Genomic DNA, 26,156 nt, shown 5'->3' with positions numbered 1-26,156 from the left:
AAACGTCATCCATGGTAGGGGATCCGCCATAGGGCGGATCCGTACTGGTTCTCAGATTCAGGGGGCGGCTGACGATTCTGTGACACAGTCACGCTTCGCCGAGCCACTCCAGAAAGGTTGCTTCATCAAGGATGGTCACGCCCTGCTGGCGGGCCTTGCTGAGCTTGGAGCCACCGCCCTCGCCCGCCACCAAGTAGTCGGTGTTGCTCGAAACGCTGCCGGCCACCTTCGCTCCCCGGGCTTCCAGCGCGGCGCGGGCCTGGTCCCGGGAATACCGCTCCAGTGCTCCGGTCACCACCACGGTTGTACCGGAAAAGGGCGATTCCGAATCGGCCACCCGTTCCGGTGCCCGATAGCTGACGCCGGCCTCGCGCAGACGCTGGATGATCTCGCGGTTATGGGGTTCGGCAAAAAAGCTGCGGATATGACCCGCCACCACGGGGCCCACATCCTCGATCTCCTGAAGCTGTTCCTCATCCGCGTCCATGAGGGCGTCCAGCTCCCCGAAGTGCCGTGCCAGCCCCCGCGCGGTGGCCTCACCGACCTCGCGGATACCCAGGGCATAGATCAACCGATCCAGATCCGGCTCGCGGCTGTCGGCTATGGCGTTCACCAGGTTGGAGGCAGACTTCTCGCCCATGCGCTCAAGCCGGGTCAGATCCGACACCTTCAGGTGATAAAGGTCCGCCACCGTCTCAACCATGCCCTCGTCCACCAGCACGTTGACCCACTGCTCGCCCAGCCCCTCGATATCCAGGGCGCGGCGGGAGGCGTAATGCCGGATGGCCTCCTTGCGCTGGGCCGGGCAGAACAGGCCCCCCGTGCAGCGCGCCACAGCCTCATCCTCGGGCTGTTCGATGGCGGAGCCGCATTCCGGGCAGGATTCCGGCAGCTCGATCACACGGGTACCTTCAGGCCGTTTCTCGGTCAGCACACGCACCACCTGGGGAATCACGTCCCCGGCCCGGCGGATCATCACCCAGTCGCCCTCGCGCAGCCCCAGCCGGCCGATTTCATCCATGTTGTGGAGAGTGGTGTTGCTGACCGTGACGCCCCCCACAAACACCGGGTCCAGTCGCGCCACCGGCGTTATGGCACCGGTACGACCCACCTGGAAGGCAACCTCGCGCACCCGGGTCATGACCTCGTGGGCCGGAAACTTGGTGGCGATGGCCCAGCGTGGCGCCCGGGAGACAAAACCCAGCCGGTCCTGCAGCGCCAGATCGTTGACCTTGTAGACGATGCCGTCGATCTCGTAATTGAGCGTTTCCCGTTTCTCGAGCATCTCACGGTAATAGGTGATGCAGTCCTCGATCCCGGTCACCAGGCGGACTTCGGGATCAATCCGGAAGCCCCAATCCCGCAGCTTGAGCAACTGGTCGTAATGGCGGGCCGGCAGACCGGCATCCTCGGGGACGTCCACGCTGTAGGCACTGAACGACAGGGGCCGCCGCGCCGGCACCCGTGGATCCTTGTTGCGGAGACTGCCCGCCGCCGCGTTGCGCGGGTTCACGAAGGTCTTCTCCCCGGCCTCCACCAGGTGCTGGTTGAGGCGCTCAAACCCATCCAGGGGCATGTAGGCCTCCCCGCGTACCTCAAAGGCATCGGGGTAGTCATCACCATAGAGCTGCAGGGGGATCGCGCGGATGGTGCGGACATTCGCGGTGATGTCCTCGCCGGTGTAGCCATCGCCACGGGTGGCGGCGCGGTGAAGCACACCGTTGCGGTACAGCAGGCTGATTGCAAGGCCATCGAGCTTGGGCTCGCAGGCATAGTCCACCGGCTCATCGCGGCCCAGCCGCTCCCTTACGCGGCGGTCAAAGTCCCGGAGCTCATCCTCGTCAAAGGCGTTGTCCAGGGACAGCATGGGCGTTTCGTGGGGCGCTTCCGCGAACAGGGAGTCCGGGGCCATGCCCACCCGCTGTGTCGGCGACTCGGGGGTTACCAGCTCGGGATGCTGTGACTCCAGCTCCTGCAGTTCCCGCAGGAGCCGGTCATAATGCTCATCCGAGACTTCCGGGTCGTCGAGCGCGTAATAGCGGTAGTTGTGATGGTCGATTTCCCGACGCAGGGCGTCGATACGCTGTTCGGGGCTGTCTTCCCGGGTCACGGGCGGCAATCCTCTCAGGCTCTGGCCGGGGAGCGGCGCTTGCGTTCGAACTCACGGATGCGCTGGCGGCAGTGTTCAATGGTCTGGCTGGTCATGACGCTGCGGTGCTCGTCACGCAGCTCGCCTCCCAGGTTGCGCACCACGGTGTTGGCGGTTTCCAGCATGAAATCAAACGCCTGTACTGGCTGGCTGGGCCCGGGTAGGCTCATAAAAAAACTGAGCCCGGGGGTTTCGAGGGTCTCAATCTCCTCCGGCGTCAGGGTGCCGGGCGACACCGCGCTGGCCACGCTGAACTGAACCGGCGTGCGGGTATCCGCTTCCTCATGCCGGTGATAGATGCCAAGATCGCCGTACTCCATGCCACAGGCTTCCAGAATGCGCTTGATGGTGGCGCCGGTGTAATGCCCGTCATCCCGGCAATGGGCATGGATGACGATCACCTCCTCGGCTTCCGGCCGGTTGGCGCCAGCTACCGGCGGTTCTTCGGGGGCATTGCCGGCCTCTGGCGTTTCCTGCTGGGGTGTGGTGGCGCTGGCACTGGAATCCGCCCCACTGCTCTCCGCCTCTTCCGGGGCCACACCATCACGGATACGGCTCCAGATCTCCCGGGCTCCGGCACTGATACGGCTGGCGGCTTCACCGGCAGCGTCGCCGGCCTCCGCCGCGCGCTCACGGAGGACGGATTCACCCCGGACCCGGGCCGGGCCCACAATGCCGTCGTCATCCGCTGCCGTAAGGGGTTCGTCTTGGGGTTCCGGATCAGAGGGCCGCTCCGGCTCCTGTTGGGATGCGGAGTCTGGCCCCTCAGCCCGCTCAGGTTCGAGTGTGGGAACGCGCTCAGGTTCGGGCTCTGGCCCGGTCTCCGGCTTCGACGCTGGCTGGGGCTCAGCGGCTCCCGCCCCGGCAGCCTCTTCCCCGGAATCCGGCCCGGCGCCCCTGACCGGCCTCGCGCCACCAGTGGGCAGTTCCGGGTTGTATCCATCGTCGATCGGGGTCTGCCCGATACCGTCCCCGCCCATGCCGCGCTGGATTTCCAGCGAGTCCTGGCGGGCACGGCGCATGCGCCGCAGTCCGTCAACGACCACGCCGATGATCAGCAGCGCCCCAATGATGATCAGCCACTCTCTGAGACTCATGATCCTCTATCTGTCCTCAAGGGTTACCCCCAGCGCATCCGGGTGCGCCCGTTTTGACTGCCACTTTAGGCAATGACCCCGGTCAAGACAATGCCGGGGCATTGCGGCTTGTTCATCAGCTGTCGGCCAGTACCGCCGCCTCTTCCACATCCACGGAGACCAGCCGGGACACCCCGGGCTCATGCATGGTCACGCCCATGAGCTGATTGGAGAGTTCCATGGAGATCTTGTTGTGGGTGATGTAGATGAACTGAACGTGCTCACTCATCTCCTTCACCATCTTCGCATAACGCCCGACGTTGGCGTCATCCAGCGGCGCGTCCACCTCGTCCAGCATGCAGAAGGGGGCGGGGTTGAGCTGGAAGATCGAGAACACCAGCGCGATCGCGGTCAGTGCCTTCTCGCCACCGGAAAGCAGATGGATGGTGGTGTTCTTCTTGCCCGGAGGCCGCGCCATGATGGCCACGCCGGTTTCGAGAAGGTCGTCCCCGGTCATCTCCAGATGGGCGCTGCCCCCGCCGAAGACCCGAGGGAAGAGGTTCTGCAGCCCCTGATTGATGGCATCGAAAGTCTCCCGGAAGCGGGCACGGGTCTCGCGGTCGATCCGGCGGATGGCGGATTCCAGTGACTCCAGGGCCTCCTGCAGGTCCTGATCCTGTTCATCCAGATAGGTCTTGCGTTCGCTCGCCACCCGGTACTCGTCGATGGCCGCCAGATTGATGGCGCCCAGGCGCTGGATGCGGTTGCCGATGCGGGTCAGCTCCTGCTGCCAGGCCTCGGCGGTGGCGTCCTCGGGAAGCCCTTCCTGTACGGATTCCCGGCTGACCTCCAGTTCCTCAAGCTGCTCCAGATACTGGCGGGCCTGAAGTTCGATGGCCTGGGTGTCCATGCGCAGCTTCTCGAGTTTCTCCCGGGCCTGCTGCACATCCTGCTCCACCTGGCCGCGGCGCTGCTCCCGGTCCCGGACCTGCTCATCGATGGCATCCAGGGCCTCTCGCGCCTCGTTGAGCTTCTCTTCCTCCTGCACGCGCCGCTCCAGCAGCCCTTCCAGTTCCATCTCCAGGTCCTGGATCGGGGCCTTGGCGTTCTCCCGGGTCTCGCGCTGAACCTCAATACGTTCGTCCAGACGCCCCTGCTGGCTCTTCATCCGTTCCAGGGTCTGCTCCAGGGCTTCCTTACGGTTTTTCAGGTCCTGCACCTGCAGCTGGAGCTGGTGATGGTGGTCCCGGGCATGACGGGCCTGCTGGCGCTCGTCATCAAGCTTCGTGCGCAGGTCATCACGTTCGCTGAGCAGTGATTCCTTCCAGTCCGCATTCTCGTTCATGCGGTCCATGGCTTCCTGCCAGCTGGCACGGGCCTCTTCCAGCCGCTCGTTCTCATCCGCTTCCTGGGTATCCAGATCCGCCAGATCCTCGCTGATCCGCCGTGCCCGCTCCCGGACCTGCTCCATGCGGGCGCGGAAGGCCTCAAAACGGGATTCCGTGGCGGAGAGCGATTCACGCGCATCACTGAGTGCCGCGCGTGCCTCTTCCAGTGCCGCCTCGGTCTCATCACGCGAGGCCCGCAGCTGCTGCAGGCGCTCCTCACCCTCGGTAACCGATTCCTGCAGGGAAGCGGATTCTTCTTCCAGGGCTTCAACACGCTTCTGGCGTTCAATCACGCCGGTGTCATCATCCCCCTCATCCGGAAGGCGCAGCCATTCAGGGCCGACCCAGATGCCGCCCGGGGTAACCAGGGATTCACCGTCCGCCAGGGAACCACGGCGCGCCAGTACATCATTCAGATCGCCTGCGCACCAGACGCGGGCCAGCCACCCGGCAACACTCCCGCCACGGCCAACTTCCGCCAGCAGCGTGCCGGGCACGGCGTCCGCGCCTACACCGGAGGCATGCGCAATGGTCAGCCCCGAGGGTGCCTGCGTGAGGACAGTGCCGTCGTAATCATCCGGGTTCAGGACCAGTGCCTGCGCCAGTGGGCCGAGTACGGCTTCCACCGCTTTCTCCCAGCCTTCACTCACCTCCAGTGTCTGGGCCAGGCGCTGGGCCTGCTCCCAGCCCTGCTGGCTGAGCCATTCCCGGCGGCGTTCGTCACTGTCACCCAGCTGCCCTTCCAGAAGTGCCTGCTCGGAAGCCAGACGCCCGTTCAGGGTCTGCAGCCGGCCACGCTTCTCGTTGAGCTCCGGCTCCAGCTGCTCGATCGCCTCGCGATCCCGCTCCAGCTGTTCGGTATGGGTCTCGACCCGTTCCCGTGCCTCTTCAACCCGGGCCTGCTGTTCCTCGCGTTCATTCTCGAGTGTGGCTTCCTCCCCGGAGCGGTCATCGTGGTCCAGGGTGGCCCGTTCCTCCTCCAGGCGCTGGCGGCGCTCGCGGAGCTTCAGCAGTGCGTCCTCGCTGGCCTTGATCCGGGACTGCCCCACTTCCGCCTGCTGGCGGTCATCCGCGGAACGCTGGCTGAAATCCTCCCAACGCTGCTGCCACTCCTGCATGCGGGTCTCCGCGTCGGCCAGCCGTTCGCCGAATTCCTCGGCGCGGGCAGAGGCGGTTTCCAGTTCCGGCTCAACCGTTGTCAGTTCGCTGGTGACGCTGTCCAGCCGCTCCTGGTCCTGCTCCAGTTCCTTCGCCACCTCCCTGCGGCTCGCGAGTGCCTGCTCCAGATCCTCGGCGGCCTGGCGGGCATTGCGCTTCTGGTTCTTCAGATTCTGTTCAACCCGCGCGATCTCCGCGCCGGCCTCGTAGTAGCGCCCCTGGGCCTGGTTGAAGCGTTCGCTGCGGTCGCTGTGCTCCTGGCGCAGGGATTCCAGCTCGGACTCCAGCGAGGTACGCTCGGTGACCACCTTTTCCTGGGCGGTTTCGGCCTCGCCAATCGCCCTGCGGTGTTCCTGCAGTGAGGCATCCAGATCACGCCAGCGCAGCACCGCCAGCTCCGCCTGCTTCTCACGCTCCTCCTGCTTCAGGGCCCGGTATTTTTCCGCCGCTTCCGCCTGTTTTTCCAGATGCTGGAGCTGGCGGTCGAGCTCGTCCCGCAGGTCGGTCAGGCGGTCGATGTTCTCCTGGGTCCGACGCATCCGGTTCTCGGTCTCGCGCCGGCGCTCCTTGTAGCGCGAAATGCCCGCTGCTTCCTCGATGTAGTGGCGCAGTTCCTCGGGCTTGGCCTCGATCAGGCGCGAGATCATGCCCTGCTCGATGATGGCGTAGCTGCGCGGCCCCAGGCCGGTGCCCAGGAACAGGTCGGTGATGTCCCGGCGCCGGCACTTGGCACCGTTCATGAAGTAGTCGGACTGTCCTTCACGGGTGACGCGGCGCTTGACGGAAATCTCGTTGAAACGGCCGTATTCACCGGGCGCCGTACCGTCACTGTTATCAAATACCAGCTCGATGGAGGCCTGCCCCACGGGTTTGCGACTGGTTGAGCCGTTGAAGATGACGTCGCTCATGGCCTCGCCGCGCAGGTACTTGGCCGAGCTCTCGCCCATGACCCAGCGAACGGCATCGATGATGTTGGACTTGCCGCAACCGTTGGGCCCCACAACCGCCGTCATATTCGAGGGAAAGGGAACCGTGGTGGGTTCAACAAAGGATTTGAAGCCGGCGAGCTTGATGGACTTCAGGCGCATGGGCGACCGGCTCAGGTAGCGGGTTCGACGGTAAGCGATTCATCCCGGGCCAGCGCCTGGAGAGCCACTTCGCGCTGGTGTTCACCGAAAGCCCGGATCACCTCGGTCACACCCTGGTGATCATCCGACTCGACACGGTCCGCGATGCGTTGGAAATAGGTTCTGGAGACCTGCATTTCCCCTGGATCATTAGCCAGAACCAAGTAATAGGTGCGGCTGATGGCGGGCCGGAAGTTCTCCAGGGTTTCCTCCAGGTAGGGGTTGGCCACCACCGGGTAGCACCGGCGCATCACTTCCAGGCCGCCGTCAATCACTTCACTTACCTCAGATGAATCACCACTGAGGCGGCGACAGAGCTGGTGGATGGACTGGAGCAGCGGCTGCTCATCGCTTTCAGTCCGCCGGGCCATGAAGCGGTCGGCGAGCATCTCGAGCAGATTCAGGTAGATGTCGTAGAGGCTGTTCACCAGTTCCGGCGTCATGCCGGAGACAACAGCCCCCTTGCGTGGGTAGATGCGGATGAGATGGCGGCGCTCCAGGATCAGAAGCGCCTCGCGCACCGAGCCGCGACTGACGTCCAGCTCCCCGGCCACCTTGAGCTCCTGGATGCGTTCACCAGGGCGCAGAGCGCCGGTGATGATCTGGCGGCCGATGTGCTGGGCAATCTGTTCGGAGAGACTTTCCGGCGCCTGGAATTGCATAGTGAGCGACCTACCCCTTCCCTGTATAAGCTGGAGGATCATATCACAACAGCCCGACAATGGGACACGCGGCCAGGGCCTGCCGTCATTTTTTTGCCACACCGGCCAGCAACACCCCCGGGAGAGGCGCAAAATATTTTCAAGCCGCTGTTTTTAAAGTATTAATAATGACTGGCACGGATTTCGCTTAAACAGCCTGTCAGCGAATCCGAGACCGGAGTAAGGCATGAAAAAGGTAACCGGCAACGCCCGCCCCATTGATCTGAAACAGGCCCGTGATGCCGCGGAAAATGTGCGGATCATTGATGAGTGGCAGGAAAACACCAACCGGCTTACCGTCCTGTGCAGCCGCCTGCACCAGACGCTGGACCTCAATACAATGCTGGACATTTTTGCCGAGGAGCTGAACCAGGTAATTCCCTTCGCTGCCCTGGCCTACCGTCGCTCACGCAGCGGTGGGGACTTCGGTTACCTGCTCGGTTCCGGCGGACCCCATCACTGCTGCTACAACCTTTCGCTGCGCGGCCAGGAGCTGGGCTCCCTGCGACTGGACCGCCGTGAACGTTTCCGCGACGACGAACTGATGTTCATTGAACAGGCCATCGGTGTGCTCATCCAGCCCCTGCGCAACGCATGGCGCTACCAGGAGGCTCTGGAATCCGCGATGACCGACGGCCTCACCGGCATGGGCAACCGCCGCGCCCTGGACGAGACGCTTGAAAACCACGTGGAGCAGGCTCGGCGCTACACTCAGCCACTGAGCCTGCTGCTGGTGGACCTGGACCACTTCAAGCAGATCAATGACACCCTCGGGCACGCGGCGGGCGACGAGATCCTTGGCTTGGTCAGCGAACGGATTGAAGCCCAGATCCGCTCCTGCGACCAGGGCTTCCGTTATGGCGGGGAGGAATTCGCCGTTGTGCTGCCCCACACTGGCCAGGAAGCCGCGCACCTGGTGGCGGAACGGCTGCGGTGCGCATTCCGGGAACAGCCCATGCATTACGCTGAAAGGGCTCTATCCATCACCGCATCTATCGGCGTTGCCACGTTGGGTGACAGTGACGACGAGGACGACCTCCTGCGGGCTGCGGATGGCGCCCTGTACGCCGCCAAGAACAGTGGCCGCGACAGAGTTCGCATTGCCGGCGATGGCACTGACGGCCTGGACAACGCCGTCAGCGTTTAGGGCTGCGCCCCTTTCCCTGGCGGCCTTTGGTGCCGCCACGCCCCTTCTCCGCGGGCTTTGCGGACTTCCGGTTGTCGGGCCGGGCCGGCCGCTTGCGCTTGAGGCGACGCAGCCGGTGCTTTTCCGGGGGCGTCGGGGATTTGACGGGCACCCGTTCTAGCCCGACGGAGTCACTCAGCGTATCCACATCCGCCTGACCCAGCTCCTCCCAGCGTCCAGCACTCAGCCGGCTGGGCAGAAAGATCGGACCGTGACGCACGCGCTTGAGCCGTGACACCTGAACCCCCTGAGACTCCCACAGGCGCCGCACCTCACGGTTGCGCCCCTCCATAATCGCCACGTAATACCAGTGGTTGTGACCGGTGCCCCCCCAATACACAAGATCCGTAAAGCGCGCGTCACCATCCTCAAGCGTAACGCCGCTGACCAGACGTTCGGCCATGGCGTCATCCACCTCACCGAAAATGCGCACGGCGTATTCACGGTCCACCTGCCAGGAGGGGTGCATCAGCCGATTGGCGAGTTCGCCGTCAGTGGTGAACAGCAGCAGCCCGCTGGTGGAAATATCCAGGCGCCCGACCGCGATCCAGCGCTCGCCGGTAAGCTGGGGCAGCCGCTCAAAAACAGTGGGCCGACCCTCCGGGTCATCCCGGGTCGTTACCTCGCCTTCGGGCTTGTTGTAGACAATGACCCGCCGCGTGGGCGAGGCAGCTGAATCCAGGTCCACGCTGCGTCCATCCACGACGATTTCATCCTGAGCCGTCGCGCGGGCGCCCAGCTGGGCGACTTCACCATTGACCTGCACGCGCCCCTGGCTGATCCAGCCCTCAATGGCCCGCCTTGAGCCCAGGCCGGCGCGCGCCAGCAGTTTCTGGAGACGCTCGCCGGCCTCGTTCGGTGTATGACCGGAATCACTCATACGTTCGTCTCCGTTTCTTCTTGGGAATTGGCGTTGGATTCATCCAGTGCCAGCTCCTCCTGGAGCCGGTCTTCCACCTCGCGGCTGATGGTCTCGAGATCACGGACCTCCGCGAGGCTCGGCAGCTCATCCAGTGACTGCAGGTTGAAATAGTCCAGGAACTGTTTCGTCGTGGCGTACATCGAGGGGCGGCCCGGTACGTCACGCTGGCCCACCACCCGGATCCATTCACGGTCCAGCAGGGTCCGGATGATGTTGGTGTTCACCGTGACCCCGCGTACCTCTTCAATCTCGCCCCGGGTAACGGGCTGACGATAGGCGATCAGGGCCAACGTCTCCAGCAGGGCACGGGAATAGCGCTGGGGCTTCTCCTCCCAGAGCCGGCTCACCCAGGACGAGAGTGATTCCCGCACCTGGAAGCGCCAGCCCGAGGCCACTTTCCTGAGCTCAAAACCCCGCCCCTCACAAGACTGCTCGATCAATGAGAGCACGTGTTCAAGCACCGTGCGCGTGGGTCGCTCATGCTCGTCGAACAGCGCCTGCAGCTGATCCAGACTGAGCGGCTTTCCAGCCGCCATGAGCGCGCCTTCGACAATGCGCTGGACCTGGTCGATGCTCGCCTCGTCCATCAGGCACTCCCTCTTGCACGGATGTGAAGCGGCGCCAGCGGCTCGGACTGCACCACCTCCACCAGTTGCTCACGGATCAGTTCCAGTGTGGCGATGAAGCTCACGACCACACCCAGCCGACCCTCTTCCGGCGAAAACAGTGTCTCAAAGCGCACGAAGCTGTCGCCGGAAAGCTGTTCCAGAATACTGGACATTCGCTCCCGGGTGGACAGCTGCTCACGCTCAACCTGGTGGTGCTCATACAGATCCGCACGTTCCAGCACCCCCCTAAGGGCCAGCAGCATCTCGCGCAGGCTGACGTCCGGATGCAACTGGCGCTCGGGCATTTCCGGCGGCTTCGCACCGGCCAGATGGAAATCCCTGTCCCGCCGCGGCAATGCATCAATGTCCTCGGCCGCCATCTTGTAGCGCTCGTATTCCTGGAGGCGGCGGATGAGCTCGGCCCTCGGGTCGTGCTCTTCTTCCTCCTCCTCAGTCTGGCGTGGCAGCAGCATGCGGGATTTGATCTCGGCCAGGGTGGCCGCCATCACCAGGTACTCGGCGGCCAGTTCAAACCGCATCGCCTCCATGAGCGCGATGTACTCAATGTACTGATCGGTGATCGCGCTGACATCCACGTCCAGGATATCCATGTTCTGCCGCCGGATCAGATACAGCAGGAGGTCCAGCGGGCCTTCAAAGGCGTCCAGAAAGACCTCAAGTGCATCCGGCGGGATGTAGAGATCCTGGGGCAGATCATGAACCGGCTCGCCGGCTACCCGTGCCAGCGCCTCCCGATCCGGCGAGGCCCGGTTCTCCCCGGTGCCGGTTTCCGCTTCCGTGGTCATCGACGGTATTCCAGCCCCATCACGCGCCGGACTTCCTGCAGGGTATCCCGGGCGGCGTCGCGCGCCTGTTCACGGCCCTCATCCAGGATCGAGCGCACCAGGTCCGGATTGTTCTCGTATTCGCGGCCACGTTCCCGGAAGCCCTTCTGCTCCTCGATCACCTTCTCCTCGAGCGGCTTCTTGCAATCGATGCAACCGATGCCCGCGTTGCGGCAGCCATTCCAGACCCATTCGCGGGTACTGTCGTCGGAGTAGATCTTGTGCAGGTCCCAGACCGGGCACTTCTCCGGGTCACCCGGATCACTGCGCCGAACCCGCGCCGGATCCGTCTGCATGGTCCGGATCTTCTGGCTGACCGAATCCGGTTCCTCGCGCATGAAGATGGTGTTGCCGTAGGACTTGGACATCTTCTGCCCATCCGTTCCCGGCAGCCGCGCCTCCGGCGTCAGCAGCTCCTGGGGTTCCGGAAGGATTACCTTGCCCCCGCCCTCGATGTAGCCATAGAGCCGCTCACGGTCCCCGATGGAAATGTTCTGCTGCTCCTTGAGCAGTGCCCGGGCCGTCTCCAGCGCCTCCTCATCACCCTGCTCCAGGAAGCGCCGGCGCAGGCTGCGGTAGAGCTTGGCGTTCTTCTTGCCCATCTTGGCGATGGCCGCCTCGGCCTGCTCCTCGAACCCGGGGTCCCGGCCATAGAGGTGGTTGAAGCGCCTGGCCACCTCGCGCGTTATCTCCACGTGGGAGACCTGGTCGGCACCCACCGGCACCAGGCCGGCCCGGTACATCAGGATGTCCGCGCTCTGGAGCAATGGATACCCGAGGAACCCATAGGTCGCCAGATCCTTTTCCTTGAGCTTCTCCTGTTGGTCCTTGAACGACGGCACCCGCTCCAGCCACCCCAGCGGCGTGATCATCGACAGCAGCAGGTGAAGCTCCGCGTGCTCCGGCACATGGGACTGGATGAACAGGGTCGAAGACCCGGGATTGACCCCTGCAGCCAGCCAGTCGATCACCATGTCCCAGATGCTCTCCTCAATGGTGAACGGATCCTCGTACATGGTGGTCAGCGCGTGCCAGTCCGCCACGAAGAAGAAACACTCATACTCGTGCTGGAGCTGGGCCCAGTTGGCCAGAACACCGTGGTAGTGGCCCAGATGCAGGCGGCCAGTGGGCCGCATCCCTGAAAGGATGCGTTGCTGGGGTTCAACGGAAGTCAATCCGGTCTCCTCATTGGTTCAGGGTCTGGCATGATTATACGCACGAAACGTTCATGGGTTAATCAACGAAAAAAGCCGACCCGCAGGTCGGCTTTAAAGGGCGTATGCGCCGGCCGTCTTACCAGCCGGTCGCCTCCTTGATGGCCTTGCCGATGTCGGCCAGGCTGCGCACCGTGTGCACGCCCGCATCGTGCAGGGCACTGAACTTCTCGTCCGCCGTGCCCTTGCCACCGGCAATGATGGCGCCGGCGTGGCCCATGCGCTTGCCGGGCGGTGCCGTAACACCCGCGATGTAGGAAACCACCGGCTTGCTCACGTTCTCCTTGATGTAGGCAGCCGCCTCTTCCTCGGCCGTACCACCGATCTCACCGATCATGACGATGGCCTCGGTTTCCGGGTCCTTCTCGAACAGCTCGAGCATGTCGATGAAGTTGGAACCTGGGATCGGGTCGCCGCCAATGCCAACACAGGTGGACTGACCGAACCCGTAGTCCGTGGTCTGCTTGACCGCCTCGTAGGTCAGCGTGCCGGAGCGGGAAATGATGCCGACCTTGCCGGGCTTGTGGATGTAGCCGGGCATGATGCCGATCTTGGACTGCTCCGGGGTAATGACACCGGGGCAGTTCGGGCCGATCATGCGCACGCCCTTGCGATCCACGTATTCCTTCACATAGAGCATATCCAGCGTCGGGATGCCCTCAGTGATGCAGACCACCAGCTCAATGCCGGCATCCGCCGCCTCGACCACCGCGTCCTTACAGAAGGGGGCGGGCACGTAGATCACGGTCGCGGTCGCGCCGGTCTGCTGGACCGCCTCGCGCACGGTATTGAATACGGGCAGACCCAGATGCTCGGTACCACCCTTGCCCGGGCTGACGCCGCCGACCAGATTGGTCCCGTATTCCAGCGCCTGTTCGCTGTGAAAGGTCCCCTGGGCGCCGGTGAAGCCCTGGCAGATCACCTTTGTTTCCTTGTTCACCAGTACACTCATGCTTCACCTCCGGCTGCGGCAACGACTTTTTCGGCGGCTTGGGTAAGGCTGCTGGCCGCGATGATGTTCAGGCCGCTGTCCGCCAGCTTCTGGCGTCCGTTCTCGGCGTTGTTGCCCTCAAGGCGGACCACCACGGGAACCGTAACGCCCACCTCTTCAACCGCACCCATGATGCCTTCGGCGATCATGTCGCACCGCACAATGCCACCAAAGATGTTGACCAGAACGGCCTTGACGGTGTCATCGGAAAGGATGATCTTGAACGCTTCGGCCACGCGCTCCTTGGTCGCGCCACCGCCGACGTCCAGGAAGTTGGCCGGCTGGCCGCCGTGGTGCTTGATGATGTCCATGGTACCCATGGCAAGACCAGCGCCGTTGACCATGCAGCCGATGTTGCCATCGAGGGCGACATAGTTGAGGTCCCACTCGGCCGCATGCGCTTCGCGCTCGTCCTCCTGGGAGAGGTCGCGCATCTCGGCAAGCTGCTTCTGGCGGTACATGGCGTTGTCATCCGCGCCCACCTTGGCGTCCAGGCAGTGCAGGTTGCCCTGATCGGTGATGACCAGCGGATTGATTTCGATCAGTGCCAGATCCTTGTCCTCAAAGAGCTTCGCCAGCCCTAGGAAGATTTTCGTGAACTGCTTGATCTGGTCACCCTGAAGGCCCAGCCCGAAAGCCAGCTCACGGGCCTGGTAGGGTTGCGCGCCCACCAGCGGGTCCACCGTTGCCTTCAGGATCTTCTCTGGGGTTTCCTCGGCCACCTTCTCAATCTCGACACCGCCCTCGGTAGAGGCCATGAAGACGATCCGGCGGGAGCCACGATCCACAACCGCGCCCAGATAGAGTTCCTGATTGATGTCGGTCAGGGACTCGACGAGGATCCGGTTGACGGGCTGACCCTTTTCATCCGTCTGGAAGGTCACCAGACGCTCACCCAGCCACTGGTCCGCAAAGGCACGGATCTCGTCCTTCGACTTGGCCAGCTTCACACCGCCGGCCTTGCCGCGGCCACCGGCGTGTACCTGGGCCTTGACCACCCAGCCGTCGCCGCCGATCTTATCGGCAGCCGCCACCGCTTCATCAGCGGTGGAACAGGCCACGCCCTCGGAGACGGGCAGGCCGTACTCCCCAAAGAGCTGTTTGCTCTGATATTCGTGCAGATTCATAGATCACAACCTGTTGTGTTGGAGATTGCGCCGGTCATTTCTTCCGGCGTCGATTTGCCTTGTGAATCGCCATGCCGTCCACACCCAGTGCCGCCTCATGGACGGATTCGGACAGCGTCGGATGCGCAAAGCAGGTCAGGGCCAGGTCCTCGGCACTGGAGCCGAACTCCATCGCGATCACGCCCTGGGCGATGATCTCGGAGGCCTGGGGCCCCACAACGTGCATACCCAGTATCCGGTCGGTCTCCTCGTGAGCGATGATGCGTACCTGACCTTCGGTTGCGTTGGCAGCCATGGCCCGACCGTTCGCCGCAAACGGGAAGGCACCGACCTTGTAGGGCTCACCCTCGGACTTGAGCTCTTCCTCGGTCTTGCCGACCCAGGCCAGCTCCGGATGGGTGTAGATAACATTGGGAATGCAGTCATAGTTGACCTCGGTCGCATAGCCGGCGATCCGGTCAACCACCATCATGCCCTCTTCCGAAGCCTTGTGCGCCAGCATCGGGCCACGCACCACATCGCCGATGGCATAGATCCCGGGCACATTGGTCTGGCACTCGTCATCCACAGCCACGAACCCACGTTCGTCGAGATCCACGCCCGAATCGGACGAGAACAGCTTTTCCGTATTCGGGGTACGACCAACAGCCACGATGAGCTTGTCGCACTTGATCTGCTCTTCGTTACCCTCGCCATCCTCATAGGTGACATAGACTAGGTTGCGCTTGACCTCAGTCTTGGTAACACGGCATTTCAGGCGAATATCCAGGCCCTGCTTCTGGAAGCTCTTGTAGGCATCCTTGGCAATGGCCTGATCCACGCCGGCCAGGAAGGTGTCCTGGGCTTCCAGCATGGTGACCTCGGAGCCGAGCCGGTTCCAGACACTGCCGAGCTCCAGACCGATGACCCCAGCGCCTATCACGCCCACGCGCTTGGGCACCTCATCAAATTCCAGAGCGCCTTCGCTGTCGACGATCTTGCCTTCCTTCATCGGTGCCGGCGGGATCTCGATCGGCCGGGAGCCGGTGGCAATGATGATGTTTTTGGCCCCGTAGGTGCTCTTGTTGCCCTTGGGGTCGGTCACTTCCACCTGTTTGCTGTTAAGCACACGGCCCCAGCCATGGATGGAAGTCACCCCGTTGGACTTGAACAGCCCCGCGATACCGCCGGTGAGGTTACCGACGATCTCGTTCTTGTTCTTCATCATCTGCTCGATATCGACATCAAGCTCCTTGATTTTCAGGCCCTGCTTCTCGAAACCGTGCTTCGCCTCCTCGTACTTGTGGGAGGTCTCAAGCAGCGACTTGGAGGGGATACAGCCCACGTTCAGGCAGGTACCACCCAGCACCTGGTCGCCCCTGTCGTTCTTCCAGCCTTCGACACAGGCAACGGTCATTCCCTGCTGGCCGGCACGGATTGCAGCAACATAGCCGCCCGGACCGGAACCGATGACGATGACGTCGTAATCTTGAGACATAGTGATTCCTGCTTGCCAGTGATTCGTTATCAGACGTCCAGAAGAATCCGCGCCGGATCCTCGAGCAGCTCCTTGATCGTGACAAGAAACTGCACAGCTTCCTTACCGTCAATCATACGATGGTCGTAGGACAGCGCCAGATACATCATCGGCAGCACCTTGACCTCACCGTTGACGGCCATGGGGCGCTCCTGGATCTTGTGCATGCCAAGGATCGCCGTCTGTGGCGGATTCAGGATCGGCGTCGAGATCAACGACCCGAAAATACCGCCATTGGTGATCGAGAAGGTACCACCGGTCATCTCCTCAATGGTGAGCTTGCCGTCCCGCGCCTTCTGGCCGAAGGTGTTGATGCCCTGCTCCACGTCAGCGACCGAGAGCGCGTCCGCATCGCGCAGCACCGGCACCACCAGCCCCCGGTCCGTGGATACGGCAATGCCCACATCCTGATAGCCGTGATAGACCATTTCATTGCCGTCGATGGAGGCGTTCACAGCCGGGAAGCGCTTGAGGGCTTCAGTCGCCGCCTTCACGAAAAAGCCCATGAACCCGAGCTTGACGCCATGTCGCTTCTCAAAGGACTCCTTGTACTGCTGGCGGATGTCCATGATCGGCTGCATGTTCACTTCGTTGAAGGTGGTGAGCATGGCCGTGGTCTGCTGGACGTCCACCAGGCGCTTGGCGATGCTGGCACGCATCCGGGTCATGGGTACGCGCTTCTCGGGGCGTTCGCCCTGAGGCATGCTGCCGGCCGGCGCCCCGGGGGCGGCCGCCTGGCTTCCGCTGCCACTGCTTTGCGCGGCGGATGCCGGTTCACTGCCTTTCTGGTCCGCGGCGCGCTGAACATCTTCCTTCAGAACGCGCCCGCCCTTACCGGTGGCCTCCACCTTCGACAGGTCAACGCCCTTCTCTTCCGCCATCTTCTTCGCGGCCGGGCTGACCAACGGCTCTTCGCCACTCTTGTCGCCCGAAGCAGCTGGTTCGGATTCCGGCTCTTCCTGGGCAGCCGCGGACTCACCGCCACCGCTGTCCTCTGACTCCTCCTTCGCCTCACCGCCAGCGGCGGAACCGGATTCGCCTTCCGCGAACTTGCCGATCACTTCGCCGCTCTCAACGGTATCGCCCTCGCCCTTGACGATCTCCTTGATGACACCGTCGCCGGGCGCCACCACCTCGAGCACCACCTTATCGGTCTCGATGTCGACGATCAGCTCATCCCGCTCGCACTGTTCGCCGGGTTTCTTGTGCCAGGTAGCGATCGTTCCTTCCGCGACGGATTCGGGAAAAACCGGAGCTTGGATATCTGTTGTCATTGCCCTTCCTTTCTTGTCGGGACCCGTTAGACCGAGAATGCGTCTTCAACGAGTTGTTTCTGTTCCTGAGCGTGAACACTGGGATAGCCGGAAGCCGGCGCTGCCGAGGCCTTGCGGCCCGCGTATTCCAGTCGCGGCTTCTTGGGCACGTTTTCCAGCGCTTGGCGCATGTGATGCTGGCTGCAGTACCACGCCCCCTGGTTCATGGGTTCCTCCTGACACCAGACTGCCTTCTCGATATGGCTGTAGGGCGCCAGAACCGCATTCAGGTCGTCGTGCGGGAAGGGATAGAGCTGTTCAATCCGCACGATCAGGGTGTCATCACGTTCATCCGTCTTCTGCTTCTCGAGCAGATCGTAATAGACCTTGCCGCTGCACATGATCAACCGTTTCACCTTGCGCGGATCGGGCATTTCCTTCGGCGGCAACACCGTCCGGAAGGTGCCCTCGCACAGGTCATCCAGGGAGGAAACGGCCTCCTTGTGGCGCAGAAGACTCTTAGGCGTGAGTGCAATCAGCGGCTTGCGCAGCGGACGCTTAACCTGCCGGCGCAGCATATGGAACACCTGGGAAGGCGTGGTCGGCACGCATACCTGGATGTTGTGCTCGGCACACAGCTGCAGGAAGCGCTCAAGCCGCGCCGAGGAGTGCTCCGGCCCCTGCCCTTCGTAACCGTGAGGCAGCAGCAGGGTCAGCCCGCAGAGCCGCGCCCACTTGTGCTCACCACTGGTAATGAACTGGTCGATCACCACTTGGGCACCGTTGACGAAGTCGCCGAATTGGGCCTCCCAGATGGTCAGTGTCGCCGGCGTGGTCGTGGCATAGCCGTACTCAAACGCCACCGCCGCCGCTTCTGACAGCAGCGAGTCGTAGATCTCGAAGCGCGGCTGGTCGTCCCGGATGTGCTCCAGCGGCACGTACTCAGAGCCGTCCTTCTGGTTGTGCAGTACCGCGTGGCGGTGCGAGAAGGTACCGCGACGCGAGTCCTGGCCGGTAAAGCGGATGGGATGCCCCTCATTGATCAGGCTCGCATACGCCATGGTCTCGGCATAGCCCCAGTTGAGCGGCAGCGCGCCCTGGGTCATCTTGCCGCGGTCCTCCATGATTTTCTTGACCTGGCGCTGGATGGAGAATCCTTCGGGAACGGTCGAAATCCGGCGCCCGAGTTCCTGGATGGTCTTCATCGGCACGCTGGTCTTGCAGCGCGCGGTCCACTCGTGACCGATGTAGGGGGTCCAGTCCACGTAGAGGTCGGTGTTGGGCTCTTTTACCAGCGCATCCACCACATGGTCGCCATTGTCGAGCTTGTCGCGGTATTCCTCGAACAGCTTCTTGGCATCCTGTTCCTGAATAACGCCGTCACTAACCAGCTGCTTCACATAGAGGTCACGGGTGGTCGGGTGGTTACGGATCTTCTCGTACATCCGCGGCTGCGTGGCGGACGGTTCGTCCGCCTCGTTGTGGCCACGGCGACGGTAGCACACCAGATCAATGACCACGTCCTGGCCGAATTCGTTACGGTAGTCCATGGCCAGCTGGGTCACATAGAGCACCGCCTCGGGGTCATCCCCGTTCACGTGCAGTATCGGCGCCTGCACCATCTTGGCCACATCCGTGCAGTATTCCGTGGAACGCGCGTCGTAGCGGTGGCTGGTGGTGAAACCGATCTGGTTATTCACCACAATGTGCACTGTTCCGCCGACGCCGTAGCCCCGGGTCAGTGACATCTGCAGGGTCTCCATGACCACGCCCTGGCCGGCGAAGGATGCGTCCCCGTGGATTGCGATGGGTAGCACCTGCTGGCCGACCTTGTCCTCGCGCCGCGCCTGGCGGGCACGCACGGAACCACTTACCACTGGTGTCACGATCTCCAGGTGGGACGGGTTGAAGGCCAGTGCCAGATGCACCTCGCCACCAGGTGTCATTACGTTGGATGAGAACCCCTGGTGATACTTAACGTCACCGGAGCCCTGCTCCATGGTCACCTTGCCGTCAAACTCATCGAACAGCTCCTTGGGATTCTTGCCCAGGGTGTTGACCAGGATATTCAGCCGGCCCCGGTGAGCCATGCCGATGACAATCTCGCGCGCACCGTAGGAACCGGCGCGCTGGATGAGCTCACTGACACAGGGTGTGAGCGACTCCGCGCCCTCAAGACCGAAGCGCTTGGTGCCCGGGTACTTCGACCCCAGGTACTTCTCCAGCCCCTCGGAGGCGTTGAGGCGTTCCAGCAGGTTCAGCTGGGTTTCCTTTTCATAGTTGGGATGGGACTTGACGCTCTCAAGCCGCTGCTGGAACCAGCGCTTCATCGTGGTGTCGACGATGTGCATGTACTCGGCGCCAACGGTGCTGCAGTAGGTGCGCTCAAGCCCATCGATGATATCGCGCAGCTTCATGCGTTCAGAGCCGAAGAACAGCGACCCGGTCTGGTACTCCACGTCCAGATCGTCGTCATCCAGCTCGTGATAGCGGTAATCGAGATCCTTCACTTTCGGCCGATCCAGCAACCCCAGCGGATCGAGGTCCGCATTCTGGTGGCCACGGAAGCGATAGGCGTTGATCAGCTGGAGAACGCGGACCTGCTTTTCTTCGGCCTTGGAGATGGAAGAGGGAGCGCCCTGGGCTGGAGAATAACGGCGCTGATTCTGGGAAATGTATCGGAACTGGTCTCGGATTTCTCGGTGTGGAACATCGGGCCTGTGGTCGCCTGGTATCCCTGGAAGCTGGTCGAAATAACGCCGCCATTCTTCCGGAACGCCGTTGGGATCCTTGAGGTAGGTTTCGAACAGATCCTCAACGTAGGCCAGATTCCCACCCTGCAGGTGGGACGTCCGCCACAGCTGCTCCATTATGCTTTCATGCATGGCACTCGCTCGCCTCTGACTGAACTTCGTGTCAGCAAACGCGGCCCAGGCCTTTTGAGCTCCGGCCGCGTGCCCTTGCGCGACACGGTGTTGCCGTGACGCGCATTAACCAAGGGCGGCCTGAGGGCCGCCCTGAGCGTCTTCTGGCGTGAACAGTGTCGCGATAATCAGGTTGTGCGCTGCATCAGCATAGTACGGATATGGCCGATTGCACGTGTCGGGTTCAGTCCTTTGGGACAGACACTCACACAGTTCATGATCCCGCGGCAGCGGAATACGCTGAACGGGTCATCAAGATTATCGAGACGTTCCGCAGTCGCCGTGTCACGGCTGTCCGCCAGAAAACGATACGCCTGCAGCAACCCTGCAGGGCCCACGAACTTGTCCGGATTCCACCAGAACGAAGGGCAGGAACTTGAGCAGCAGGCGCACAGGATACACTCATAGAGCCCGTCGAGTTTCTCCCGGTCTTCGGGGGACTGGAGACGCTCAATCGCGGGCTCGGGATTGTCATTGATCAGGTACGGCTGGATCCTCTCGTACTGCTGGTAGAAGATCGACATGTCCACCACCAGGTCCCGCACCACGGGCAACCCCGGAAGCGGGCGCAGTACCAGTTTATCCTTCTTCACGACTTCCGAAACCGGCGTTACGCACGCCAGCCGGTTCATGCCGTTGATGTTCATGCCGTCGGAGCCGCAAACCCCCTCGCGGCAGGAGCGGCGGAACGCAACACTCACATCCTGTTCCTTGATCATGTGCAGCACGTCGAGAACCATCAGATCTTTGCCTTCCGGAAGCTCAACCTCGACGTCCTGCATGTACGGAACATTGTCCGTTTCAGGATTGTAGCGATAGAGACTGACCAGCATCACAACACCTCTTTATTAGTACTTCCGGACTGTCGGCGGGAACGCATCCATCGAGCGCGGTGCGAAGTTGACCTCGCGCTGACCCAGCCGCTTCTCAAGCGGGAAGTAGATGGAGTGCTTCAGCCACTGTTTGTCATCACGCTCGGTATAGTCATTCCGCGCATGCGCGCCACGGCTTTCACGACGCTCAATGGCTGACACCGCCGTTGCGTACGCAACCTCGTAGAGGTTCTCCAGCTCCAGCGCCTCGACACGGGCCGTGTTGAAGGCGTTGCTGGTGTCCTCGAGTTTCGTGTTGCGGATCTTTTCGCCGATCTCATCCAGAATTCTGAGGCCTTTCTCCATGGGTTCGCCATCGCGGAAAACCCCGAAGTAAAGCTGCATGGTGTCCTGGAGTTCCTTCTTGACATCGTACACGCGCTCCGTGCCCTCGCCGCTGTTGAGACGGTCGAGCCGCGCCATGGCCTGCTGGATATCGCTCTCGCTGGCCTCCATGCTGTCGCCGCCTTCACGCAGCTGCTTCTCGATCTGCAGCCCGGCCGCACGGCCGAACACTACCAGATCCAGCAGGGAGTTACCGCCCAGGCGGTTGGCACCGTGTACGGATACCGACGCCGCCTCGCCGCAGGCAAAGAGCCCTTCGATGGGCTGGTCGTTACCATTGGCGTCCTGGGTCATAACCTGACCACCGATGTTCGTCGGCAAGCCGCCCATCATGTAGTGACAGGTCGGTACCACCGGGATCGGCTCTTTGACCGGGTCCGCGTGGGCAAAGGTCCGGGAAAGCTCCAGGATGCCCGGCAGGCGCAGATTCAGTGTCTCCTCGCCCAGATGGTCGAGCTTAAGATAGACGTGATCCTTGTTGGGGCCGCAGCCACGGCCTTCCAGGATCTCCAGCACCATGGACCGGGCCACCACGTCACGGCCGGCCAAGTCCTTGGCGTTCGGGGCATAGCGTTCCATGAAGCGCTCGCCCTCCGAATTCACCAGATAACCGCCCTCACCACGGCAGCCCTCGGTCACCAGAGTGCCCGCGCCATGGATACCAGTGGGGTGGAACTGCCACATCTCCATATCCTGAACCGGAATACCGGCCCGCAGGGCCATGCCCACGCCGTCACCGGTGTTGATCAGGGCGTTGGTGGTGGAGGCGTAGATGCGGCCGGCACCGCCGGTTGCCAGTACCGTCGCCTTGGACTTGATGTAGACGACTTCACCGGTTTCCATCTCGATGGCGATGACACCCACCACCTGACCATCCTGGTTTTTCACCAAGTCCACGGCATACCACTCATTCAGGAAGGTCGTGCCCCCCTGCAGGTTGGCCTGGTAGAGGGTGTGAAGCAGTGCGTGGCCGGTACGGTCCGCCGCTGCGCAGGTGCGCGCCGCCTGACCGCCCTTGCCGTATTCCTTGGACTGGCCACCGAAGGGGCGTTGGTAGATACGGCCGTTCTCAAAGCGGGAGAACGGCAGCCCCATGTGCTCCAGCTCATAGACGGCACGCGGGCCCACTGAGCACATGTATTCGATCGCTTCCTGGTCCCCGATATAGTCGGAGCCCTTGACGGTGTCATACATGTGCCACCGCCAGTCATCGTTCGGATCCGCACTGGCAATGGCACAGGTGATGCCACCCTGGGCGGAGACGGTATGGGACCGGGTCGGAAAGACCTTGGAGATGCATGCTGTGTTGATGCCGGACTGGGTCAGCTGCTGTGCGGCCCGCAGTCCGGAACCGCCACCACCGATCACGAGTGCATCAAACGACATGGTTCTAAGATTGGACATGATTCAGAGCCCCCAGAGAATCTCGACACCCCAGACGAGGTAGACAAACATGATCAGCCCGCAGCCGGCCTGGACGACAAACCGCAGCGCGGTCGGTTTGATGTAATCGGTAGTGATCGTCCAGAGACCGACCCACGAGTGGATACCCAGCGAAATCAGCGCGAGAAGGCTGAAGATGCGCATCCACATCTGGTCGAACAGGCCGGCCCACTGTGCGTAATCGAGATCGGACGACCCCAGCACAAACCCCGTCAGGAACAGGGTGTACAGCGCCAGTACCACGGCTGAGACACGTTGCATCAGCCAGTCGTAGGCACCGGTTCGCCCGAGGTTGGTGACACTCCTTACCATATCCAGACTCCCAGCAGAACAATCAGTACGGCAGAGACCACAAAGGTGATCTTGGTGCTGAGGCGGCCGCCCTCAAGCGTCTCCCCAACGCCCATATCCATGATCAGGTGACGGATACCCGCCACCAGGTGATAGGCAAGCGCCGACAGCGTGCCCCAGACCACCAGCTTGCTCAGCGGGTGCGCCATGAGCGCCGCCACGGACGCGAACCCGGCCTCACCGGCCAGTGATTGGTCGAGACCATAGAGAAGGAATGCGATCCCTACAAACGCCACAATGCCACTGATGCGGTGCAAGATTGATGCTATGGCGGGAATGGGAAAATGGATGGTGCTGATTTCTAGGTTAACCGGTCGTTTGGTCGTCACGGCTCCTGACCCCTGTCTGGTGCGCCGGGCGGTGTCGGTCGGTCCCGACAGCCGGGCACAGTGTGTTGGTGGATCATTGCTCTGATCAGCGGGCGGGTTAGAACCGCCGTCTCGCTGGCGGGCTCCCGTCTACGGGCTAGGAATTATAGAGACTGCCCCCGGTGATTACAAACCGGCAAGCGACCCCCAACGGCCCCCAGGTAACAGACAGATTGACAATTGGTAACACCGCCCTATATTTTCGCGGACCGCGAAGGCGTTACATCAAGCGACCCCTGCCGACTGGCCCACCCCGACGCCTGATCCGTGACGTCCGGGTCAATCTTCTGCGATACTTGGGTCCGCTGTGCGTCATCTCCAGCACTGGTTTGCTGAACTGACAGGAGAACACCATGTCCAACGAGAAAGCAACGCTTTCGGTCGGAGGCCGAACCCTGGAACTGCCAATCTATTCCGGTACCCAGGGCCCTGATGTGATTGATGTGAGAAATCTGGTCACGGAAGGCTGGTTCACCTACGACCCCGGGTTTGTTTCCACCGCCGCGTGCGAATCGAAAATCACCTTCATCGACGGGGCGAACGGGGTTCTCCTGCATCGCGGTTACCCCATCGAACAGCTGGCCAACAACGCCGATTACCTCGAAGTCTGTTACCTGCTGCTCCACGGCGAACTCCCCACCGCCGAGGAAAACGAGCGCTTCCGCCGCACCGTCAATAACCACACCATGATACACGACCAGATGAGCCACTTTTTCAACGGGTTCCGCCGCGATGCGCACCCGATGGCCATTATGGTTGGCGTGGTCGGGGCGCTCTCCGCCTTCTATCACGACACCATGGACCTGACGGATCAGTACGAACGCGAGGTAGCGGCTCATCGGCTGATTGCCAAGATGCCGACCATCGCGGCCATGTGCTACAAGTACTCGATCGGCCAGCCTTTCATGTATCCGCGCAACGATCTGGGCTATGCCGAGAACTTCCTGTACATGATGTTCGGCGTACCCTGCGAGGAGTACAAAGTGAACCCGGTCCTGGCCAAGGCCATGGACAAGATCTTCATCCTGCACGCGGACCATGAGCAGAATGCCTCCACATCCACGGTCCGCCTGGCCGGCTCCACCGGCGCCAACCCGTTCGCGGTCATCGCGGCCGGCATCGCGGCTCTCTGGGGTCCGGCGCATGGCGGCGCCAATGAGGCGGTCCTGAACATGCTCAACGAGATCGGTGATGAATCCAACGTCGAACGTTGCGTCGAGCGGGCCAAGGACAAGGACGACCCCTTCCGCCTGATGGGCTTTGGCCACCGGGTCTACAAGAACTTCGACCCACGCGCCCGGGTTATGCGCGACACCGCCCACGAGGTACTCCAGGAGCTGGGACTGGAGAACGACCCGCTGCTGAGGATTGCCCAGCGTCTCGAGCAGATCGCGCTGGAAGACGACTACTTCATTGAGCGCAAGCTCTATCCGAACGTCGACTTCTACTCCGGGATCATTCTCAAGGCCATCGGCATCCCGACCTCGATGTTCACGGTGATCTTCGCGCTCTCGCGCACCATTGGCTGGTTCTCCCACTGGAATGAGATGGTCAGCGGCAACTACCGCATCGGCCGGCCGCGCCAACTCTACAGCGGCTACACCAAGCGCGACTATCCCAGCGAGTAACAGCACCCCCGAAAACCCGCTTCCGAGCGGGTTTTCTCGTTTCAGGAGACAGGAGGAGGCAGCGTCCCATGCAGATTGCTTTCATCGGACTCGGGGTCATGGGTTTTCCCATGGCCGGGCACCTGGCCCGGCATGATGGGTTCAGCGTGCGGGTCTACAACCGAACAGATGAAAAGGCACAGGCCTGGGCCCGGGACTACCCCGGCGACACCGCGGAGCGTGTTGTGGAGGCCGTGGCTGGCGCGGATGCCGTCGTCACCTGCGTGGGGGCGGATCCGGACCTCAGGGCGCTCTACACGGGGGAACAGGGCATCATCGCCAATGCTCCCACAGGCGCCGTGCTGATCGACCACACCACGGCTTCCGCCAGTGTTACCCGGGAACTGGCGGAACTGGCAGGCGAAGCCGGTCACAGCTGGGTGGACGCCCCGGTATCCGGCGGCCAGCAGGGTGCTGAAAACGGCCAACTGACCATCATGTGTGGTGGCGAGCGTACCGCCTTCGACCGCGCGCTCCCTGTACTCAACTGCTACGGCAAGGCCGTGAATTACATGGGCGGCGTGGGTCATGGCCAGCTCACCAAGATGGTGAACCAGATCACCGTCGCCGGTCTTCTGCAGGGGCTGTCGGAAGGACTTCATTTCGCGGAGGAAGCGGGGCTTGACCCGGCCTCGGTTGTGCAGGCCATCAGTGGCGGCGCGGCCCAGTCCTGGCAGATGGACAACCGCGCACAGACCATGATCGAAGGCGAGTACGACCACGGCTTCGCAGTGGACTGGATGCGCAAGGATCTGGGCATCTGCATCGCGGAAGCGCGGAACAACGGCGCCAGCCTGCCGGTTGCAGCGCTGGTCGACCAGTTCTATTCCGACGTACAGAACCTGGGCGGTGGGCGCTGGGACACCTCAGCGCTGCTGGAGCGGCTGCGGGCCAATTCCTGACCTCACACCCGGGATCGCCTGAA

The 26,156-nt window shown here is 62.5% G+C and carries 20 protein-coding genes; 3 read left to right on the top strand and 17 right to left on the bottom strand.

The window, feature by feature from the left end; translation table 11 throughout:
• Nucleotides 1-88 precede the first annotated feature (88 nt).
• From ligA to H4I92_RS14295, 4 genes are all read right to left on the bottom strand, one after another.
• Entirely contained in the window at nucleotides 89-2,110 is a 2,022-nt protein-coding gene (gene ligA / locus H4I92_RS14310; RefSeq protein ID WP_077531222.1) for an NAD-dependent DNA ligase LigA, read from the bottom strand.
• Between the two features lie 14 nt (nucleotides 2,111-2,124).
• The gene (gene zipA, locus H4I92_RS14305) at nucleotides 2,125-3,246 is read right to left on the bottom strand and encodes a cell division protein ZipA (protein WP_077531221.1); all 1,122 of its coding nucleotides are present in this window, start codon (nucleotides 3,244-3,246) and stop codon (nucleotides 2,125-2,127) included.
• A gap of 115 nt (nucleotides 3,247-3,361) precedes the next feature.
• The gene (gene smc / locus H4I92_RS14300; RefSeq protein ID WP_077531220.1) at nucleotides 3,362-6,859 is read right to left on the bottom strand and encodes a chromosome segregation protein SMC; all 3,498 of its coding nucleotides are present in this window, start codon (nucleotides 6,857-6,859) and stop codon (nucleotides 3,362-3,364) included.
• Nucleotides 6,860-6,870: 11 nt separating this feature from the next.
• The gene (locus tag H4I92_RS14295) at nucleotides 6,871-7,560 is read right to left on the bottom strand and encodes a GntR family transcriptional regulator (protein ID WP_077531219.1); all 690 of its coding nucleotides are present in this window, start codon (nucleotides 7,558-7,560) and stop codon (nucleotides 6,871-6,873) included.
• Nucleotides 7,561-7,786: 226 nt separating this feature from the next.
• On the opposite strand from H4I92_RS14295, the gene H4I92_RS14290 reads away from it, so the two are divergent.
• Entirely contained in the window at nucleotides 7,787-8,746 is a 960-nt protein-coding gene (locus H4I92_RS14290) for a GGDEF domain-containing protein (protein ID WP_077531218.1), read from the top strand.
• Here the strand turns inward: H4I92_RS14290 and rluB are convergent.
• From rluB to sdhC, 13 genes are all read right to left on the bottom strand, one after another.
• Nucleotides 8,736-9,665 carry a 23S rRNA pseudouridine(2605) synthase RluB gene (gene rluB, locus H4I92_RS14285; RefSeq protein ID WP_077531217.1) on the bottom strand — a complete coding sequence of 310 codons (930 nt, stop codon included), beginning with the start codon at nucleotides 9,663-9,665 and terminating at the stop codon, nucleotides 8,736-8,738. The genes H4I92_RS14290 and rluB overlap by 11 nt on opposite strands.
• Complete coding sequence (gene scpB, locus H4I92_RS14280) at nucleotides 9,662-10,294, bottom strand: SMC-Scp complex subunit ScpB (RefSeq protein WP_077531216.1); 633 nt, start codon at nucleotides 10,292-10,294, stop codon at nucleotides 9,662-9,664. Before scpB ends, rluB begins: the two co-directional genes overlap by 4 nt.
• Entirely contained in the window at nucleotides 10,294-11,121 is an 828-nt protein-coding gene (locus tag H4I92_RS14275) for a segregation and condensation protein A (protein ID WP_077531215.1), read from the bottom strand. The genes scpB and H4I92_RS14275 overlap by 1 nt, the downstream gene beginning before the upstream one ends.
• Nucleotides 11,118-12,335, bottom strand: coding sequence for a tryptophan--tRNA ligase (locus H4I92_RS14270; RefSeq protein WP_179105719.1), 1,218 nt, complete (start codon nucleotides 12,333-12,335; stop codon nucleotides 11,118-11,120). Before H4I92_RS14270 ends, H4I92_RS14275 begins: the two co-directional genes overlap by 4 nt.
• Before the next feature lie 118 nt (nucleotides 12,336-12,453).
• Nucleotides 12,454-13,326, bottom strand: coding sequence for a succinate--CoA ligase subunit alpha (gene sucD / locus H4I92_RS14265; RefSeq protein ID WP_077531214.1), 873 nt, complete (start codon nucleotides 13,324-13,326; stop codon nucleotides 12,454-12,456).
• A complete protein-coding gene (gene sucC, locus H4I92_RS14260) occupies nucleotides 13,323-14,492 on the bottom strand; it encodes an ADP-forming succinate--CoA ligase subunit beta (protein ID WP_077531213.1) in 1,170 nt (389 codons plus the stop codon). Before sucC ends, sucD begins: the two co-directional genes overlap by 4 nt.
• 34 nt (nucleotides 14,493-14,526) lie before the next feature.
• Nucleotides 14,527-15,969, bottom strand: a complete 1,443-nt coding sequence (gene lpdA / locus H4I92_RS14255) for a dihydrolipoyl dehydrogenase (protein WP_077531212.1) — start codon at nucleotides 15,967-15,969, stop codon at nucleotides 14,527-14,529.
• Between the two features lie 29 nt (nucleotides 15,970-15,998).
• Nucleotides 15,999-17,282: a 2-oxoglutarate dehydrogenase complex dihydrolipoyllysine-residue succinyltransferase gene (gene odhB, locus H4I92_RS14250; protein WP_077531211.1), complete on the bottom strand. Its 1,284-nt coding sequence runs from the start codon at nucleotides 17,280-17,282 to the stop codon at nucleotides 15,999-16,001.
• Nucleotides 17,283-17,308: 26 nt separating this feature from the next.
• Nucleotides 17,309-20,146 (bottom strand): 2-oxoglutarate dehydrogenase E1 component, encoded by a 2,838-nt coding sequence (locus tag H4I92_RS14245; RefSeq protein ID WP_077531210.1) that lies wholly within the window; start codon nucleotides 20,144-20,146, stop codon nucleotides 17,309-17,311.
• A gap of 167 nt (nucleotides 20,147-20,313) precedes the next feature.
• Nucleotides 20,314-21,018, bottom strand: coding sequence for a succinate dehydrogenase iron-sulfur subunit (locus H4I92_RS14240; protein WP_077531209.1), 705 nt, complete (start codon nucleotides 21,016-21,018; stop codon nucleotides 20,314-20,316).
• A gap of 15 nt (nucleotides 21,019-21,033) precedes the next feature.
• Nucleotides 21,034-22,806 (bottom strand): succinate dehydrogenase flavoprotein subunit, encoded by a 1,773-nt coding sequence (sdhA, locus tag H4I92_RS14235; RefSeq protein ID WP_077531208.1) that lies wholly within the window; start codon nucleotides 22,804-22,806, stop codon nucleotides 21,034-21,036.
• Between the two features lie 3 nt (nucleotides 22,807-22,809).
• Nucleotides 22,810-23,157 carry a succinate dehydrogenase, hydrophobic membrane anchor protein gene (gene sdhD / locus H4I92_RS14230; RefSeq protein ID WP_077531207.1) on the bottom strand — a complete coding sequence of 116 codons (348 nt, stop codon included), beginning with the start codon at nucleotides 23,155-23,157 and terminating at the stop codon, nucleotides 22,810-22,812.
• Nucleotides 23,151-23,525 carry a succinate dehydrogenase, cytochrome b556 subunit gene (gene sdhC, locus H4I92_RS14225; protein WP_077531206.1) on the bottom strand — a complete coding sequence of 125 codons (375 nt, stop codon included), beginning with the start codon at nucleotides 23,523-23,525 and terminating at the stop codon, nucleotides 23,151-23,153. Before sdhC ends, sdhD begins: the two co-directional genes overlap by 7 nt.
• 392 nt (nucleotides 23,526-23,917) lie before the next feature.
• On the opposite strand from sdhC, the gene gltA reads away from it, so the two are divergent.
• Complete coding sequence (gene gltA, locus H4I92_RS14220; RefSeq protein WP_077531205.1) at nucleotides 23,918-25,192, top strand: citrate synthase; 1,275 nt, start codon at nucleotides 23,918-23,920, stop codon at nucleotides 25,190-25,192.
• A gap of 68 nt (nucleotides 25,193-25,260) precedes the next feature.
• A complete protein-coding gene (locus H4I92_RS14215) occupies nucleotides 25,261-26,133 on the top strand; it encodes an NAD(P)-dependent oxidoreductase (protein ID WP_077531204.1) in 873 nt (290 codons plus the stop codon).
• Nucleotides 26,134-26,156: the final 23 nt, after the last annotated feature.

The sequence above is a fragment of the Vreelandella halophila genome (assembly GCF_019903425.1).
GTDB classification, from domain to species: domain Bacteria; phylum Pseudomonadota; class Gammaproteobacteria; order Pseudomonadales; family Oleiphilaceae; genus Halospina; species Halospina halophila.
This window is presented reverse-complemented; position numbering and strand designations above follow the sequence as displayed.